At 70.7% G+C, this 16,445-nt stretch carries 14 protein-coding genes; 10 read left to right on the top strand and 4 right to left on the bottom strand.

Annotation, left to right across the window (positions count from 1 at the left end):
* Nucleotides 1-74 precede the first annotated feature (74 nt).
* Together OG885_RS26250 and OG885_RS26255 are read left to right on the top strand one after the other, a co-directional pair.
* Entirely contained in the window at nt 75-716 is a 642-nt protein-coding gene (locus OG885_RS26250) for a TetR/AcrR family transcriptional regulator (protein WP_405735669.1), read from the top strand.
* Between the two features lie 144 nt (nt 717-860).
* Nucleotides 861-2,402 carry an MFS transporter gene (locus OG885_RS26255; RefSeq protein ID WP_405735672.1) on the top strand — a complete coding sequence of 514 codons (1,542 nt, stop codon included), beginning with the start codon at nt 861-863 and terminating at the stop codon, nt 2,400-2,402.
* Between the two features lie 103 nt (nt 2,403-2,505).
* Here the strand turns inward: OG885_RS26255 and OG885_RS26260 are convergent, their stop codons facing one another.
* Entirely contained in the window at nt 2,506-2,997 is a 492-nt protein-coding gene (locus OG885_RS26260) for a MarR family winged helix-turn-helix transcriptional regulator (RefSeq protein ID WP_405735675.1), read from the bottom strand.
* Nucleotides 2,998-3,142: 145 nt separating this feature from the next.
* Here OG885_RS26260 and OG885_RS26265 point away from each other — a divergent pair, with 145 nt between their 5' ends.
* The 3 genes from OG885_RS26265 (at nt 3,143) to OG885_RS26275 (ending at nt 6,526) form a co-directional block, all read left to right on the top strand.
* A complete protein-coding gene (locus OG885_RS26265) occupies nt 3,143-3,946 on the top strand; it encodes a dioxygenase (RefSeq protein ID WP_405735677.1) in 804 nt (267 codons plus the stop codon).
* Nucleotides 3,947-4,422: 476 nt separating this feature from the next.
* On the top strand, nt 4,423-5,421 hold the full coding sequence (locus tag OG885_RS26270) for an RNA polymerase sigma factor RpoD/SigA (RefSeq protein ID WP_405735679.1): 999 nt from the start codon (nt 4,423-4,425) through the stop codon (nt 5,419-5,421).
* Nucleotides 5,422-5,812: 391 nt separating this feature from the next.
* Nucleotides 5,813-6,526 carry a TetR/AcrR family transcriptional regulator gene (locus OG885_RS26275; protein WP_405735682.1) on the top strand — a complete coding sequence of 238 codons (714 nt, stop codon included), beginning with the start codon at nt 5,813-5,815 and terminating at the stop codon, nt 6,524-6,526.
* Between the two features lie 361 nt (nt 6,527-6,887).
* On the opposite strand, the gene OG885_RS26280 is transcribed toward OG885_RS26275, so the two are convergent.
* A complete protein-coding gene (locus OG885_RS26280; RefSeq protein ID WP_405735685.1) occupies nt 6,888-7,853 on the bottom strand; it encodes a helix-turn-helix transcriptional regulator in 966 nt (321 codons plus the stop codon).
* 62 nt (nt 7,854-7,915) lie between these two features.
* Here OG885_RS26280 and OG885_RS26285 point away from each other — a divergent pair, with 62 nt between their 5' ends.
* The 5 genes from OG885_RS26285 (at nt 7,916) to OG885_RS26305 (ending at nt 14,176) form a co-directional block, all read left to right on the top strand.
* Nucleotides 7,916-9,451, top strand: coding sequence for an MFS transporter (locus OG885_RS26285; RefSeq protein ID WP_405735688.1), 1,536 nt, complete (start codon nt 7,916-7,918; stop codon nt 9,449-9,451).
* 215 nt (nt 9,452-9,666) lie between these two features.
* Entirely contained in the window at nt 9,667-10,428 is a 762-nt protein-coding gene (locus tag OG885_RS26290; protein WP_405735691.1) for a DeoR/GlpR family DNA-binding transcription regulator, read from the top strand.
* Nucleotides 10,425-11,372 (top strand): 1-phosphofructokinase, encoded by a 948-nt coding sequence (gene pfkB / locus OG885_RS26295; RefSeq protein WP_405735693.1) that lies wholly within the window; start codon nt 10,425-10,427, stop codon nt 11,370-11,372. The genes OG885_RS26290 and pfkB overlap by 4 nt, the downstream gene beginning before the upstream one ends.
* Before the next feature lie 304 nt (nt 11,373-11,676).
* Nucleotides 11,677-13,803 (top strand): fructose-specific PTS transporter subunit EIIC, encoded by a 2,127-nt coding sequence (locus OG885_RS26300; protein WP_405735696.1) that lies wholly within the window; start codon nt 11,677-11,679, stop codon nt 13,801-13,803.
* A 121-nt stretch (nt 13,804-13,924) separates the two neighbouring features.
* On the top strand, nt 13,925-14,176 hold the full coding sequence (locus tag OG885_RS26305) for a hypothetical protein (protein ID WP_399961051.1): 252 nt from the start codon (nt 13,925-13,927) through the stop codon (nt 14,174-14,176).
* A gap of 37 nt (nt 14,177-14,213) precedes the next feature.
* On the opposite strand, the gene OG885_RS26310 is transcribed toward OG885_RS26305, so the two are convergent.
* Together OG885_RS26310 and OG885_RS26315 are read right to left on the bottom strand one after the other, a co-directional pair.
* A complete protein-coding gene (locus OG885_RS26310; RefSeq protein ID WP_405735699.1) occupies nt 14,214-14,960 on the bottom strand; it encodes a DUF6227 family protein in 747 nt (248 codons plus the stop codon).
* A gap of 193 nt (nt 14,961-15,153) precedes the next feature.
* A complete protein-coding gene (locus OG885_RS26315) occupies nt 15,154-16,371 on the bottom strand; it encodes an Ig-like domain-containing protein (protein WP_405735702.1) in 1,218 nt (405 codons plus the stop codon).
* Nucleotides 16,372-16,445: the final 74 nt, after the last annotated feature.

The raw sequence follows: 16,445 nt of genomic DNA on the forward strand, positions 1-16,445 counted from the left end.
CGTTTAGACCTGTGTTCGCGCGAAACGGGGAAAGCCTCCCCGGATCGCCAGACCATCCGATCGAGGAGTACGCCGTGACCGTGACCGCTGTGCAGAAGAAGGTGACCCGGCCCCGCGCCGACGCCCTGCGCAACCGGGAGCGCATCGTCACCGCTGCCCGGGAGATGTTCACCGAGTTCGGCCCCGATGTGCCGCTCGACGAGATCGCCCGCCGCGCCGGTGTCGGCAACGCCACGGTGTACCGCAACTTCCCCGACCGCGACGCGCTCGTCCGCGAGGTCGTCTGCTCCGTCATGGACCGGATGACGGAGGCGGCCGAGCTCGCGCTCGCCGAGACCGGCGACGCCTTCGAGGCGCTGGAGCGCTTTGTGCACACCTCCGCCGACGAGCGGGTCAGCGCCCTGTGCCCGATGATCCGGAGCACCTTCGACCAGAACCACCCGGACCTCGAGGCCGCGCGGCTGCGGAGCGAGGAACTCGTCGGGGAGCTCATGGACCGGGCGAAGGCGGCCGGCCAGCTCCGCGACGACATCGGCGTCGGCGATCTGATGGTCGTCGTGGCGCAGCTCAGCCGGCCCCCGGCCGGTGCCATGTGCCTGAGCGCCGACCGGTTCGTCCACCGCCATCTGCAGCTGTTCCTCGACGGTCTGCGGGCCCCGGCCCGCTCCGACCTGCCGGGCACGGCCATGACCATGGAGGACCTGCGCCAGGCCTGACCGATTAGTCCAGCGCCCCACAGCAGTCAGTCACTACAAGCGCTCGGCAGTCACCACAGCCGACGTTCACCGGCCGTCGCGTATCGGCGGACCGTCCCCTCACGACACTTTTTTCCGTCACGAAGTCCCGAAGTGGGTATCCCCATGTCTCAAACAGCCGCCAAGGCTCCCGGCGCACCGGCCCCGTCCGGTGACGCCAACCGCTGGAGGGCGCTCGTCTTCATCGCGCTCGCCCAGCTGATGGTCGTCCTCGACGCCACCATCGTGAACATCGCCCTGCCGTCCGCCCAGGTGGACCTCGGCATATCCGACGGCAACCGGCAGTGGGTCGTCACGGCCTACGCCCTCGCCTTCGGTGGCCTCCTCCTCTTCGGCGGCCGGATCGCCGACCTGTGGGGCCGCAAGAACGCCTTCGTCGTCGGCCTCATCGGCTTCGCCCTCGCCTCCGCGCTCGGTGGCGCGGCCACCAACCAGGCCATGATGTTCGGCGCCCGCGCCCTCCAGGGCGTCTTCGGCGCGCTGCTCGCGCCCGCCGCGCTCTCCCTGCTCGCCGTGATGTTCACGGACGCCAAGGAGCGGGCCAAGGCGTTCGGCATCTACGGTGCCATCGCCGGTGGTGGCGGTGCCGTGGGCTTCATCCTCGGCGGTGTGCTGACCGAGTACATGGACTGGCGCTGGACGTTCTTCGTCAACATCCCGTTCGCCATCGTCGCCGCGCTCGGCGCCTACTTCGTCATCCGTGAGCCCGAGGGCGGCCGCAACCGCAACCCGCTCGACATCCCCGGCGTCCTGCTCTCCACCCTGGGTCTGGTCGCGCTGGTCTACGGCTTCACCCGCGCCGAGTCCAACGGCTGGGGCGACTCCGTGACCGTGGGCATGTTCGTCGCCTCCGCGGTCCTGCTGATCGCCTTCGTCATCACCGAGGCGAAGGTCAAGGCCCCGCTGCTGCCGCTGCGCGTGGTGACCGACCGCAACCGCGGCGGCATCTACCTCTCGCTCGGTATCGCGATCATCGCGATGTTCGGCACCTTCCTGTTCCTGACCTACTACCTCCAGGTCGTGAAGGGCTTCTCGCCGATCAAGACCGGCTTCGCGTTCATGCCGATGATCGTCGGCATGATGGTCGGCTCGACCCAGATCGGCACCCGCCTGATGACCCGGCTGCCGGCCCGCCTGCTGATGGGCCCCGGCTTCCTGGTCGCCGCGATCGGCATGCTCTTCATGACGCAGATGGAGATCGGCTCGTCGTACGCCTCGGTCATCCTGCCCGCGATGGTGCTGCTCGGTCTCGGCATGGGTACGGCGTTCATGCCCGCCATGTCCCTGGCCACGCTCGGCGTCGAGCCCCGGGACGCCGGTGTCGCCTCCGCGATGGTCAACACCTCGCAGCAGGTGGGCGGCGCGATCGGTACGGCCCTGCTGAACACGATCGCCGCCTCCGCCACCACGTCCTACATCGCCGACCACATCGGCTCCGCGACCTCCAAGTCGCAGGCGCAGCTGGTGGCGCTGGAGGGCCAGGTGCACGGGTACACCAACGCGATCTGGTTCGCCGTCGGCATGCTGGTCCTGGCCGCGGTCATCGTGGTGACCCTGGTCAACGCCGGCCGTCCCGACACCTCGGCCGTGGCCGGTGCCGGGGAGGGCGCGGAGGACGAGCTGCCGGTCCCGGTCGTCGCCCACTGACGACGACCGGACGGTCGTACCCCTTCGGGCCTCGTACGTACGGGGACGGGGACGCTCCGTACGTACGACTATGAGGGCCCCGGCCCTCGGGATCTGCCCTGGTTCAGCGGAGCCAGGGCAGATCCGCACCCGCTTCGTTGGGCTGAAGTCCCTCGGCGACGATCTGCATGATCTCGCCGAGGGACTTCTGCTGTTCCGGGGTGAGCCGGTCGAACATCGCCTGGCGTACGGCGCTGACATGGCCGGGCGCGGTGCGGCTCAGGACGGCGTGCCCCTCGTCGGTGAGGATCGCGAACTGGCCGCGCTTGTCGGAGGGACAGTCCTCGCGGCGGACCCAGCCGTTCTTCTCCAGCCGGGAGATGGCGTGCGAGAGCCGGGACCGGGTGATCTTCGCCTTCATCGCCAGCTCGGTCATCCGCAGCCGGCTCCGCGGCGCCTCGGCGAGGCCGACGAGCAGTCCGTAGTAGATGTGCGGCATGCCCGCGTCCCGCTGCAACTGGCGGTCGAGGTGGTCCTCCAGAAGAGTGGTGGCGTGCATGTAGGAGCGCCAGACGCGCTGTTCCTCGGCGGTGAGCCAGACGGGTTCTTCGGCCATGTCGTCCACTGTACGAGAAGGCTCCTTGAAAGTTAAACAAGTTGGGGGTATGTTCGTGGAGGTAGAAGTTTTAGAGTTCAAGTAACGGTCGCAGTGACACCTGAAGAACTGCGTTCATATAACACCTTTCGGAGGGAGCCGCGCCATGTCCGCCGCAGCCCAGGACGCGACCAGGGAGCGTATGCCCGCGCTCTATCTCAGCCACGGCGCTCCGCCGCTCGCGGACGACCCGATCTGGCCCGGCGAACTCGCCGCCTGGTCCGCGGACCTCCCGCGCCCCAAGGCGATCCTCATGGTCTCCGCCCACTGGGAAGAGGCCCCGCTCGCCCTCGGCGCGGTCGAGACCATCCCTCTCGTCTACGACTTCTGGGGCTTCCCTGAGCACTACTACCAGGTGACGTACGGCGCCCCCGGCGCACCCGCGCTCGCCGAGTCCGTCCGCAAGCTGCTGCGCGCCCCCGGCACCCCCGTCCAGGACATCCCGGACCGCGGCCTCGACCACGGCGCCTATGTGCCCCTCGTCGAGATGTTCCCCGAGGCCGACATCCCGGTCCTGCAGATCTCCATGCCGACCCTCGACCCCGTCAAGCTCATGGAGATCGGCCGCAAGCTGGCCCCGCTGCGCGACGAGGGCGTCCTGATCGTCGGCTCCGGCTTCTTCACCCACAACCTCGCCGCGCTCCGGCACGCCGGCGGGGGAGTGCCGAGCTGGTCCTCCGAGTTCGACGACTGGGGCCGCCGGGCCCTGGAGACCCGGGACTGGGACGGACTGCTCGACTTCCTCCACAAGGCCCCGGCCGGCCGCTACGCCCACCCGCGCACCGAGCACTTCGCGCCCCTCTTCGTGACGATGGGCGCGGCCGAGGTCTCCGGCGAGCTGGACTCGCAGCGCTCCGTGATCGACGGGTTCTGGATGGGCATGGCGAAGCGGTCGGTGCAGTTCGGCTGAGCCGGTACGTCCCGCGGGACATAAGGGCGGGATGTGGTGTCGCTGTGAATTCCCTGGGAGTGCGCTGACCTGGCAACCATCGAGGGGTGCCGGCCGTCTTCTGGGGCAGAGGACGACCGACGGCGGCTGCTTTCCCGGTCCCTTTCCCGGGCCGGGGCGATCCCGCCGAGTGTGACGGGCGTCTCACGGACGCAGGGGCGGGAGGGGTGCATGAGAAGCCGGGGATCGGTCTCGACTCATGGTCTGACCTGCGGCTCCGTGGAACCGGTCGGCACCGTCGCCGACCGTGTGGCCGCGCAGGATACTGCATGATCAGAAAAATAGGGGGACGGGTTGGGAATTCTGTCCTGATTCCAGTCGTTGTTTCCATCGGAAGCAGGGCACCCGAGGAGAGTCCGGACCGGACAGTGCCGGACCGGATCGGGACCAGGCAACCAAGGACCACCCGCCAGCCCACATCGCAAGGGAGCACACGCATGGCAACCCGTGCCGTCGCCCGTCGTCAGTCCGCCTCCGGCGAGGCCGTCGACAAGGCACGCAGTGTTCGCGCCCACGCCGGCGAGATCGCCGACCGCGACCTGGTCGGCATGTACCTCGACGAGATCGCGCGCACCCCGCTGCTCGACGCCGCCAAGGAAGTCGAGCTGTCTCAGATGATCGAGGCGGGTGTGTTCGCGCGGCAGGTCCTCGACGGGTACGAGGAGTCGAAGGCGGAAGCCACCCGCGAGGAGCTCGAGGCGCTGGTCGACGAGGCCGAGCGGGCCAAGGACGTCTTCATCCGGTCCAACCTCCGCCTCGTGGTCGCGGTCGCCCGCCGCTACCCGCGCAGCGGCCTTCCCCTGCTCGACCTGATCCAGGAGGGCAACGCGGGCCTGGTGCGCGCGGTGGAGAAGTTCGACTACCGCAAGGGCTTCAAGTTCTCCACGTACGCCACCTGGTGGATCCGCCAGGCGATCACCCGCTCGATAGCCGACCAGTCGCGCACGATCCGCCTCCCCGTCCACCTCGTCGAGGAACTCGGCCGCATCCGCCGGGTCCAGCGCGAGTTCAACCGGGAGAACGGCCGCGACCCGGAGCCCGCCGAGATCGCACAGGAGCTGGGCTCCACCCCCGAGCGTGTGACGGACGTCCTGGACTGGGCCCGTGACCCGGTCTCGCTGAACATGTCGATCGACGACGACGGCGACACCCAGTTCGGTGACCTGCTGGAGGACACCTCCGCGGTCTCGCCCGAGCAGTCCGTCCTGACCCTCCTGCGCAGCGAGGAACTGGACGACCTGATCGGCCGCCTCGACCAGCGCACGGCGTCGATCATCAAGATGCGCTACGGCATCGAGGACGGCCGGGAGCGCACGCTGACCGAGGTCGGCAAGGAGCACGGGCTGACGCGCGAGCGCATCCGCCAGATCGAGAAGCACGCCCTGCTGGAGCTGAAGAAGCTGGCCCGGGACACGGGGTTCGACGCGGCGGCATAGGGCCGACCGCATCGACGCGGGCGTGCCCGCGCACGCCGGGTGGCGCAACACGGCGCAAACATGGCTGTGTTGGGTCGCTTCAACAGGCAGGACCCTGGGAACAAGACTTCAGGGCCCATGAGTTCAGGTACATGAGTTCGAGAACGTGAGTCGTACGAGTCCGGTCTTCTGTCGAGGGCCGGGCCCCCAGAGCCAAGTCCCGACGCACTCCCCCCGGCGCCGGGACTCTCCCTGAGCCGGACTTCGGCGCCCTCCCCCCGGGTGCCGGGGTCCGGCTCTGCTTTTGGCTCGTCCGGTGGCAAGGCATGCTGGACGGCAGGTCACCCCGTACCTGAACCACGGGGTGGCCCGCCGGATGGCAGATTGTGTCACATGGGCATAGCCTGCCGATGTGAGCAGCCCCACCCCAGCACCGCGTTCCACCGGTTCCGCCGGTTCCCGTGCGTCGGCGTCATCGGCTTCGGCCTCGCTGACCGAGCGGCGCAAGGCCGAGACGCGGATGGACATCGCCAGAGCGGCGGCCGGGCTCTTCGTCCAGCGCGGGCTGCGTGCCACCCGCGCCGAGGACATCGCCCAGGCCGCCGGAATCGCGCCGCGCACGTTCTACCGCTACTTCGCGACCAAGGAAGAGGCCGTCGCCCCGCTCTACGCGGCAGGGGCCCAGCGCTGGGCGGAAGCGGTGCGGGAGGCACCGGCGGAACTCTCGGTGCCCCAGGCCCTGGAACACGCGGTACGCCGGACCCTCACGCCGGGTGCCGGAGTCTCCGCCGCCTCCTGGGAATGGGTACGCACCCTGATCCGCCTGGCGGAGACCAGCCCGGCGCTGGGCAAGGTGTGGGCGGAGGTGTGCCGGGACGCGGAGCGGATGTTGGCAGAGGTGCTGGGGGAGCGGGGCGGTGGGGCGGCCCAGGTCGCTGACAACGTTGCCGCTCCTGTCGTCACCGCCGAGCTCCGTTTCGCGTCGGCGGTCGCGAGCGCGGCGGTGCGGACGGCGGTGGAGGCGTGGGTGGCCACGGACGCACGGGCGACAGGGCCGACGGGACCGGCGGAGCTGGCGTTGCGGAATCTGGGGGTGTTGGAGGGGTTTCCGTGGGGGCGACCGTAGACAAGGACGGGGACCCGCCTCACCTACGAACAGTCGTGCCGCAGGACCGGCACCCGCCCGTCCGTGGTAGCTGCGGGCAGTCGTGCCGCAGGACCGGCACCCGCCCCTTCCGCCCACCCGCCGTAGCTGCGGGCAGTCGTGCCGCAGGACCGGCACCCGCCCCCCTTACGCCCACCCGCCGTAGCTGCGGGCAGTCGTGCCGCAGGACCGGCACCCGCCCCCCTTACGCCCACCCGCCGTAGCTGCGGGCAGTCGTGCCGCTGGGGCGGCACGGGTGGGCGCAGCGGCACCCCGCAAGCGCGGGCGAGCGAGACCCGCCCCCGCCCAGCCCCCACCCCGGTCACCTCTGACCGGGCCCAGTTCACCCACCCGCGGCCCGAACCAACCGCTCCCCCAACCCCCGTACGCACTCCACCAGTTCACCGGGCGACTCCACCGTGAACTCCACCCCCGTCATGGCAAGCCGAACCGCCAGCCACTCCACCGCGTCCCCCGACTCCGCCCGGAGTCGACAGTGCCCCTCGCCCAGCGGCTCCGGCGTCCCCACCCACCCCGGCACCCGCGCCGCGACCACCTCCGCCGAAGCGGCGAACGTGACGGCGAACTCGTACGTCTCCTGCCGCCGGTACATCGACTGCCGCAGATACTCCGCCGCGCTCCCCGTCGGCAACTCCCGCGGAGCGAACCGCGCTCCCGTCGCGAACGGCTCGCTCACCCGGTCGACCCGGAACGTACGCCAGTCGTCGCGATCGAGGTCGTACGCGACGAGGTACCACCGCCGCCCGGTCGACACCAGCCGATACGGCTCCGTCACCCGGCGCGACTCGGTCCCGTCCTTCGCGCGGTAGGCGAACCGCAGCCGCTCGTGCCCGGCGACGGTCGAGGCCATGACGGTCAGCGTCTCGGGCGCGATGCTCGCCCCGTCCCCGCTGGTCAGCGGCGTGGTCGCGGCCTGGAGGGTGGAGACACGGTGCCGTAGCCGGGACGGCAGCACCTGCTCCAGCTTGGCCAGCGCCCGTACGGACGCCTCGTCGACCCCCTCGAGCGCGTGCCCGGCCCCCGCCCGCAGCCCGACCGCGATGGCGACCGCCTCCTCGTCGTCGAGGACGAGCGGCGGCATCGCCTTGCCCGCGACGAGCCGATAGCCGCCGTCGGAACCCTTGCTGGCCTGCACCGGGTAGCCCAGTTCGCGCAGCCGGTCGACGTCCCGTCGCACGGTACGGCGGGACACCCCGAGCCGGTCGGCGAGCTCGCCGCCGGGCCATTCGCGCGGGGTCTGGAGGAGCGAGAGGAGTTGGAGAAGCCGGGCCGGAGTATCCGTCGTCATGAGTTCGAGGATGCCGTAGATCTAGGACACGATCTGACCTAATGCGGCCGTAGCTTGAAGACATGACCTCCACCGAAACCGTGGTTTCCACGCCTACGCCCACGTCTGCGACGACACCGGCACCCGACCGGCGCCGCTGGTTCGCCCTCGCGATCGTGATGACCGCGGCCTTCATGGACCTCGTCGACGTCACGATCGTCAATATCGCCATCCCGTCCATCCAGGCCGAGGCCGGCGCGAGCGTCAGCCAGATCCAGTGGATAACGGCCGGCTACGCGCTCGCCTTCGCCGCCGGTCTCATCACCGGCGGACGTCTCGGCGACATCCACGGCCGCAAGCGGCTCTTCCTCATCGGCATCGGCGGCTTCACCCTCGCCTCCGCGCTGTGCGGCCTCGCCGCGAACCCGGAGATGCTGGTCGCCTCGCGGATCCTCCAGGGCGGCATGGCGGCGCTGATGGTGCCGCAGGTGCTGTCGATCGTGCACGCGACGTTCCCGGCGGAGGAGCGCGGCAAGGTCTTCGGGCTGTTCGGCGCGATCGTCGGCCTGGGGGCGGTGTCGGGTCCGCTGCTCGGCGCCCTGCTGACGGAGTGGAACATCCTCGGCCTGGAGTGGCGCCCGATCTTCCTCATCAACCTTCCGGTCGGCATCGCGGGCCTGATCCTCGGCAGCCGCTACATCACCGAGTCCAAGGCGCCGCGCGCCCTGCGGCTCGACCTGGTGGGGGTCGCCCTGGTGACCCTGGGCCTGCTCATGCTGCTCTACCCGCTGACCCGGGGCCGCGAGCTGGGCTGGCCGCTGTGGGGGTACGGGTCGATGGCCGGCGCGCTCGTCGTCTTCGCCGCGCTGGTGACGTACGAGAAGCGCAAGGCGGCCCGTGACGGCTCCCCGCTCATCGAACTCTCCCTGTTCCGCGTGAAGAGCTTCGCCGCCGGTGTCGCCGTCCAGACGGTCTTCGGTATCGGCCTCGGCATCTTCTTCCTGGTGTGGACGCTGTACATGCAGGTCGGGCTGGGCTGGCGGCCGCTGAAGGCGGGCCTGACCGGGGTGCCGTTCTCGATCGCCGTCTCCCTGGCCGCCGGACTGTCGGTGCAGAAGCTGGTGCCGCGCGTCGGAGGCCGTGCGGTCCTCCAGTCCGGTGCGCTGACCATGACCGCGGGCGTCCTGCTCTACCTCTGGGAGGCCGGCCGGTACGGCACCGCCATCGCCCCCTGGCAGATGGCCCTCCCGCTGATCGTGATGGGCCTCGGTATGGGCCTGATCTTCGCCCCGCTGACCGACATGGTGCTGTCGGGCGTACCGCGCGAGCACGCCGGATCGGCGTCCGGCCTCATCAACACCGTGCAGCAGATGGGCAACGCGCTGGGGCTCGGCCTGGTGTCGGTGGTCTTCTTCAACGAGATCCCGGACGCGCTGCGCCGCGAGGAGATGGGGCCGGTCTTCGTCGACGCCTTCCAGCACGCGCTGGGCTGGGTCGCGGCGGTCATGGCCCTGATCTTCCTGCTGATGTTCGCGCTGCCGAAGCGCGGGGCGCAGCATCTGGAGGGGGCGGGGGAGGAGCCGGCGGGCGCGGACGAGAAGGAGCCGGAGCTCGTCTGACCTGAGCGCGTGGATATCTGAGCATGTGGAGAAAGGCCCGGCGCCCTGTGCGCGCCGGGCCTTCCGCATGCCCTCACCAGGGCGAAAGTCCGTTCATGCCCGAATCGGGCCCGAACCTGTTTACTTTCCGGAAATCCGGGCGTAGCCTCCAGGCGAAACCACAAGTTCGGGCACCGATCGGAAACGGTCGGACATCGAGTCGGAGGCGAGCGGACATGTACGCACCGGAGCGGCAGCAGGAGATCCTCCGGCTCGCGCGTGACGGCGGGCGGGTGGACGTGCTCTCACTGGCCGAGGAGTTCCAGGTCACCGCGGAGACGATCCGCCGGGACCTGAAGGCCCTGGACCGCGCGGGCCTGCTGCGCCGCGTGCACGGCGGAGCCATCCCCGCCGGACGCCTCGACTTCGAGCCGGACCTCGCCGAGCGCGAGACGACGGCGGCCGACGAGAAGGACCACGTCGCCAAGGCGGCCGTCGCCGAACTCCCGACCGAGGGCACGCTGATCCTCGACGCCGGCACCACGGTCGCCCGGCTGGCCGGCGCCATCCCGCTGGAGGCCGCGCTCACCGTCGTCACGCACAGCCTGCCGATCGCGGCCCGCCTCGCGGACCACCCCGGCATCCAGCTCCACCTCGTCGGGGGGCGCGTGCGACACCGTACGCGCGCCGCCGTCGACGCCTGGGCGCTTCGCGCGTACGGCGAGATCCGGGCAGATGTCCTGTTCGTGGCGGCCAACGGCTTCTCCGCCGACCACGGACTGACCACCCCCGACCTCGCCGAGGCCGCGGTCAAGCGCGCGGCGATCGCCGCCGCCCGCCGTGTCGTGCTGCTTGCCGACTCCTCCAAGCACGGCCAGGAGCACTTCGCCCGCTTCGGCGACCTGAGCGACGTGGACCTGCTGATCACCGACAGCGGGCTGAGCCCCGAAGACGCCACCGCCATCGAGCGCGGCGGCACGGAAGTAGTGCGCGCATGATCCTCACCGTCACCCCGAACCCGTCCCTGGACCGCACCTACGAGGTTCCCTCGCTGGAGCGCGGCGAGGTCATCCGCGCCACCGGCGAGCGCATGGACCCGGGCGGCAAGGGCGTGAACGTCTCGCGCGCCGTGGCGGCCGCGGGCCGGCGTACGGTCGCGGTGCTGCCCCTGGGTGGTGCGCCGGGGGCGCTCGTGGCGGATCTGCTCGACGCGCAGGGCATCGAGGTCGCGCCGGTCCCGGTCGCGGGCGCCACCCGCTCGAACATCGCGCTGGCCGAGTCCGACGGCGTACTCACGAAGATCAACGCGCCGGGTCCGGAGCTGTCGGCCGAGGAGCAGGAGCTGCTCCTGGAGACGGTACGGGCGCAGTCACGGGACGCGGACTGGATCGCGTGCTGCGGGAGCCTGCCCCGAGGGCTCGCGCCGTCTTGGTACGCCGACGTGGTCGCGCGGGCGCACGCCGGGGGTGCGCGGATCGCGCTGGACACCTCCGGGCGGGCGCTCCTGGAGGCGCTGCGCGAACGCCCCGACGTGGTGAAGCCGAACGCCGAGGAGCTCGCGGAAGCCGTCGGGCGTCCCCTGTCCACGGTGGGCGACGCGGTGAAGGCGGCGGAGGAGTTGCGCGAGATGGGCGCACGCGCCGTGCTCGCGAGCCTGGGCGCCGACGGTCAACTCCTCGTGGACGGCGCGGGCACCTGGTACGCCAGTGCGCGCGTCGACACCGTCCGCAGCAACGTGGGCGCCGGTGACTCCTCGCTCGCCGGCTTCCTCATCGCCGGCGGCAGCGGTCCGGAGGCCCTCGCCTCCGCCGTCGCCCATGGCGCCGCCGCCGTACAACTGCCCGGCAGCGTGATGCCGACCCCGTCCGACCTGGACCCGGCGGCGGTCACGGTGACGGCGGAGGTACCGGTGGATCGCGTACTGAAGGAGCCGGTGTCATGACGGGCCGTATCGCTCCTACGACAGTGAGGGCACCCGGCCTGGCTCACTCGGCGGTGTCCACGCCCCCGGCACTCCCCAGCGGACCGGCCATGAAGCGGCGAGGCTCCCCGTTACTCGTCGCGGCCTACGGGAGGCAGGGCCACCTGAGCCGCCCTGCCGCCCGGTGGGGGCGAGGTTTCCCCGGCCCCGCCCCCACCACCCCCGAGCTCACCCCCATGACCCCCCACCGCACCCCCGTCCCCACCCTCGTCCCCGCCCCCGCCCACTCCACTCCCCGGGCGATACGCGTGCGAAGGAGCCCGCGATGAGCGACATGATCACCGCGGACCTGGTCGATCTCGACCTGTCCGCCGACACCAAGGAAGCGGCGGCACGCGCCCTCGCCGAACGGATGGTCACCCTGGGCCGGGTGACCGACCTGGAGGGCTTCCTCGGCGACGTGGCCGCTCGCGAGGCCCAGATGCCGACCGGCCTCGACGGCGGCATCGGCATCCCGCACTGCCGCAGCGCGCACGTCACCGAGCCGACGCTCGCCTTCGGGCGCAGCGCCGCCGGCATCGACTTCGGCGCGGCGGACGGCCCCGCCGACCTGATCTTCCTGATCGCCGCGCCCGCCGGCGCGGACGACGCCCATCTGACGATCCTGTCGTCGCTGGCGCGGCAGCTGATGAACGCGGAGTTCACCGACGCGCTGCGCGCGGTGGACGACGCGGCGGCAGCGGCGGCGCTCATCCGCGGGGACGCGCCGGAGGCGGACGCGGCCGGCGCATCCGCGGGCGTATCTCCGGGCGCCCCCGCGGGCGCCACTTCGGACTCCGTGGCGGTGTCGGGGGCGGCCTCCGCCGACACCGCCACGGGTACCGCGGCCCCGGCGCCGGGCGGCACGACCGCTCCGGCGCCGGGCGCCACGGACTCAGCCGATGCGCGTCCCTTCCGTATCGTCGCCGTCACCTCCTGTCCGACCGGCATCGCCCACACCTACATGGCGGCCGAGTCCCTGGAGAACGCGGGCCGCGAGGCGGGCGTCGAACTCGTCGTCGAGACCCAGGGCTCGGCCGGCTTCACGCGGCTCGACCCGGCCGTCATCGAGGCGGCGGACGGCGTGATCTTCGCCCACGACGTCCCCGTACGCGACAAGGACCGCTTCGCCGGCAAGCCGACCGTCGACGTCGGCGTGAAGGCGGGCATCAACCGTCCCGCGGAACTCATCACCGAGGTGCGCGGGAAGGCGGCGCGCGGTGAGGTGACGGGCGCCCCCGGCGCCGGCTCCACGCCGGTCGAGCGCGCGGGCGACGCCGGCGACAGCTACGGCACCAAGCTCCGCAAGTGGCTGATGACCGGCGTGAGCTACATGGTTCCGTTCGTCGCGGCGGGCGGTCTGCTGATCGCCCTCGGCTTCGCGATCGGCGGCTACCAGATCAACGAGGCCAAGCCGGTCATGGAGCACTTCGACTGGGGCCAGGTCGACAGCTGGGGCGCGCTTCTCTTCCAGATCGGTGGCGTCGCCTTCGGCTTCCTGATCCCCGTCCTCGCCGGCTACATCGCCTACGGCATGGCGGACCGGCCCGGCCTCGTGCCCGGCTTCGTCGGCGGCATGATCTCCGTCAACATCGCCGCGGGCTTCCTCGGCGGCCTGGTCGCCGGTCTGCTGGCGGGCGCGGTCGTCCTCGGCATCCAGAAGATCAAGATCCCACCGGTGCTGCGCGGCATCATGCCGGTGGTGGTGATCCCCCTGGTCTCGTCGATCGTCGTCGGCTTCCTGATGTTCATCGTGATCGGCAAGCCGATCGCCGAGGCCCAGAAGGCGATGACGGACTGGCTGAACGGCCTCTCCGGCACCAACGCCATCCTCCTCGGCGTCCTCCTCGGCCTGATGATGTGCTTCGACCTGGGCGGACCGGTCAACAAGGTCGCCTACGCCTTCGCCACCGCCGGCATCGCCGTGCAGGACCCGAGCGATTCGGCGATGAAGGTCATGGCAGCCGTGATGGCGGCCGGCATGGTGCCGCCGCTGGGCATGGCTCTCGCTACGACCGTGCGCAAGAAGCTGTTCACCGAGACCGAGCGCGAGAACGGCAAGGCGGCCTGGATCCTCGGCGCCTCCTTCATCTCCGAGGGCGCCATCCCGTTCGCCGCGGCCGACCCGCTGCGCGTCATCCCCGCCTCCATGGCGGGCGGCGCGGTCACCGGTGCGCTGACCATGGCCTTCGGTTCCACCCTGCGCGCTCCGCACGGCGGTATCTGGGTCACCTTCCTGATCGGCAAGCCGTTCCTCTACCTGCTCGCCATCGCCATCGGCACCGCGGTCACGGCGGCCCTGGTGATCCTCCTCAAGGGCCTGCGCAAGACGGCCCCGGGAGAGACGGCCACCACCCCGGACGCCTCCGCGTCCGCCCCGACGACGGAGGCGAAGCAGCCGGTCGCGGCGTAGCGGACCGACGGACTCCCGTCACCGCCACGCCCCTTTGGGCAGCTGTGAGTTGTTCACGGCACCTGCGAGATACGTCACGGTCCGGGGCCAAAGTCCCGGAACGTGGTGTCTACTGGGGCGCATGCCTGAGCACGTCTCGATCTTCCAGATGGCGGGAATGGCCGTCCTCGCCCTGGCGACCGTCGTCTGGGCGATCGGCCTGACCCGCGTCCTGCGCCGCGGCCGAGAGGCCGCCCTGTGGGGAGCCGCCCCCGCTCTCGGGGGCCTTCCGTACCAGCGGCAGGCGGGCCCCGACCTGGAGTCCGTCCAGCTCACCCCAGCGGAACGCGACGCCTTCGCGGGCCTGGTACGACAGCTCAGCGACGGCCGCTGAGACCCAAGAGCTCACCCGCTCGTCATGCGGGCGCGCGTCAGGAAACGCGTGCCGCCCGCCGCTCCATCGCATCCCGGGCGGCGTCCTCGGAGACGTACACCTCGCACATGTGCCGCCCGTCGGGCGTGGCCGTGTGCTCGACCTCCCACAGGGAGATCTCCTCGCCGTCACGCAGCAGGAACGCGTGCTCGTAGAGCGAGAAGCACAGTCCGATGCGCCCCGCGCGGCACGGGCGTCCGAACGCCTGCGTGATCTGGTGCGCGAACGCGTCCGCCAGCAGCGCCGCCGTCTCCGCACCCGGCCGGTCCGGATTCTCCGCGCGGCGCAGCAGCCGACGCGCGTGGTCGGCGGAGTCGTCGGGCACGTACGCGTGCCGGGGCGCGGGGATCGGCGACAACTGCACCGTCACCGGCAGCTCGAAGTCGGGGGTGTCCGCGGGCAGCGGCAGCCGGGCGGTGGCCGCGCGCAGCTCCTCCTCGTCGACGTACACCTCGTGCTGCGGGTCGCTGCCCGGCACGGTGTTGTGGACCAACTCCCAGAGCGTGAGCGCGGAACCGTCGGCGAGCAGCCAGGTGTGGCGGTACGTCTCGCGGTGCAGCCCCGCGCTGTGGTGCGCGGAGTGCAGCGAGCTGTCGTGCGCCAGCGCGCAGTCGAGTCGCTGTATCGCCTCGTCGGGCAGCTCGAAGGAGTTCAGCGCACGGCCGAGGAGTCGCGCGAGGTGCTCCTCCGGAGACTCGGGCGACTCGCGTGGCTCGTACGCTGCTGTCTCGTACGGAACGCTCAAGGTTTCTCCCGGCGTTGCTGCATGTCACCTTGTGGGTGCATACCGTAGCCCCTCGGTCGGACATCATGTCCGGGAACCGAGAAAACGTACGCACAGAAAACTCGCGGGCCGCGTGAGAAGTTCCCACGCGGCCCGAGGATCCGTCAAAAACAGCCGGTCAGACGCCACTTGACGCACGTCGCCGCGCGCGAGCTCACACGGCGCTTCCGGCGGTCCACTGGCTCCACGACATGTTCCAGCCGTTGAGCCCGTTGTCCGGTGCCACCGTCTTGTCGGGCGAGTTCTTGACGATCACGACGTCCCCGAGGATGGAGTTGTCGTAGAACCACTTGGCGTTCGTCGCCCCCGAGCCGCCCTGTACGTCCTGCAGTCCCACGCAGCCGTGGCTGGTGCCGGTCTGCCCGAAGGGCGGATTGGCCTTGTTGTACCAGTAGTTGCCGTGGATGAACGTCCCCGACTGGGTCAGCCGCATCGCGTGCGGCACGTCCGGGATGTCGTAGGCGTTGTCGAGCCCGACGGTCCGGCTGTCCATCCGCAGCTTCGGGAACTTCTCGGAGATCACCATCTGACCGTTGTAGGTGGTGAACTCCGCGCTGCCCGCCGAGATCGGTACCGACTTGAAGGTCCTGCCGTCCCGCACGACCGTCATCGTCTGCGTGTTCACGTCGACCGTGGAGACCTGGGACCGCCCGATCGTGAAGCTGACGGTCTTCTGCTGTACGCCGACGACGCCGTTCGCGCCCTTCACGCCGTCCAGGTCGATTTTCATCGTGACCTTGGAGCCGGCCTTCCAGTACTCCTGCGGCCGGAAGTCGAGCCGCTGCGCCCCGAACCAGTGCCCGACCACCTGCTGCCCACTGCTGGAGGAGACCGTGATGTGCGACTGCACGGCCTTCTTGTCGCTGATCGCCTTGTCGAAGGTGAACGACACCGGCATCCCGACCCCCACCGTCGTACCGCCGTCCGGCGTGTACGTCCCGATGAAGCTGTTCGCCTTGCTGACCGTGGTGAAGGTCGAGTCGTCGGAGACGGCACGACCGTCGGCGTCCTTCGCGGTCGCCGATATCTCGTACTTCGTCTCCCGCTCCAACTGCTCCTTCGGCTTCCAGCTGCCCCCGTCCGCGGAGAGCGTCCCTGGCACGTCCTGCCCGGTCCCCGCCACCGTCATCTTCACGACGGTCAGCTCGCCCCCGCTGACCTTGACCCCCGTCGTGTTGATCGACGCGCCCGTCGAACCGTTCTTCGCCGAGATGACGATCTTCGCCGCTGACGTCTTCGGGGAGTTTCCGGCGCTCTTGCCGTCGTCCTTGCCGTCGGCGCCGCCGCCACAGGCGGTGAGGGTGAGGGCGCCGACCGCCAGGACGGCACAGGCCCCCAGTGCGCGCCTCGTTGCTATGTCCGGCGTTGTCACGAGCTGCTCCCGGTTCGTGTGATGTGCGTGATCCGCTCCAGTGCGTGGAGAAAGAGCGCATCCAGGGCCGGTCG

Source organism: Streptomyces sp. NBC_00028, assembly GCF_045041065.1.
Taxonomy (GTDB): Bacteria; Actinomycetota; Actinomycetes; order Streptomycetales; family Streptomycetaceae; genus Streptomyces.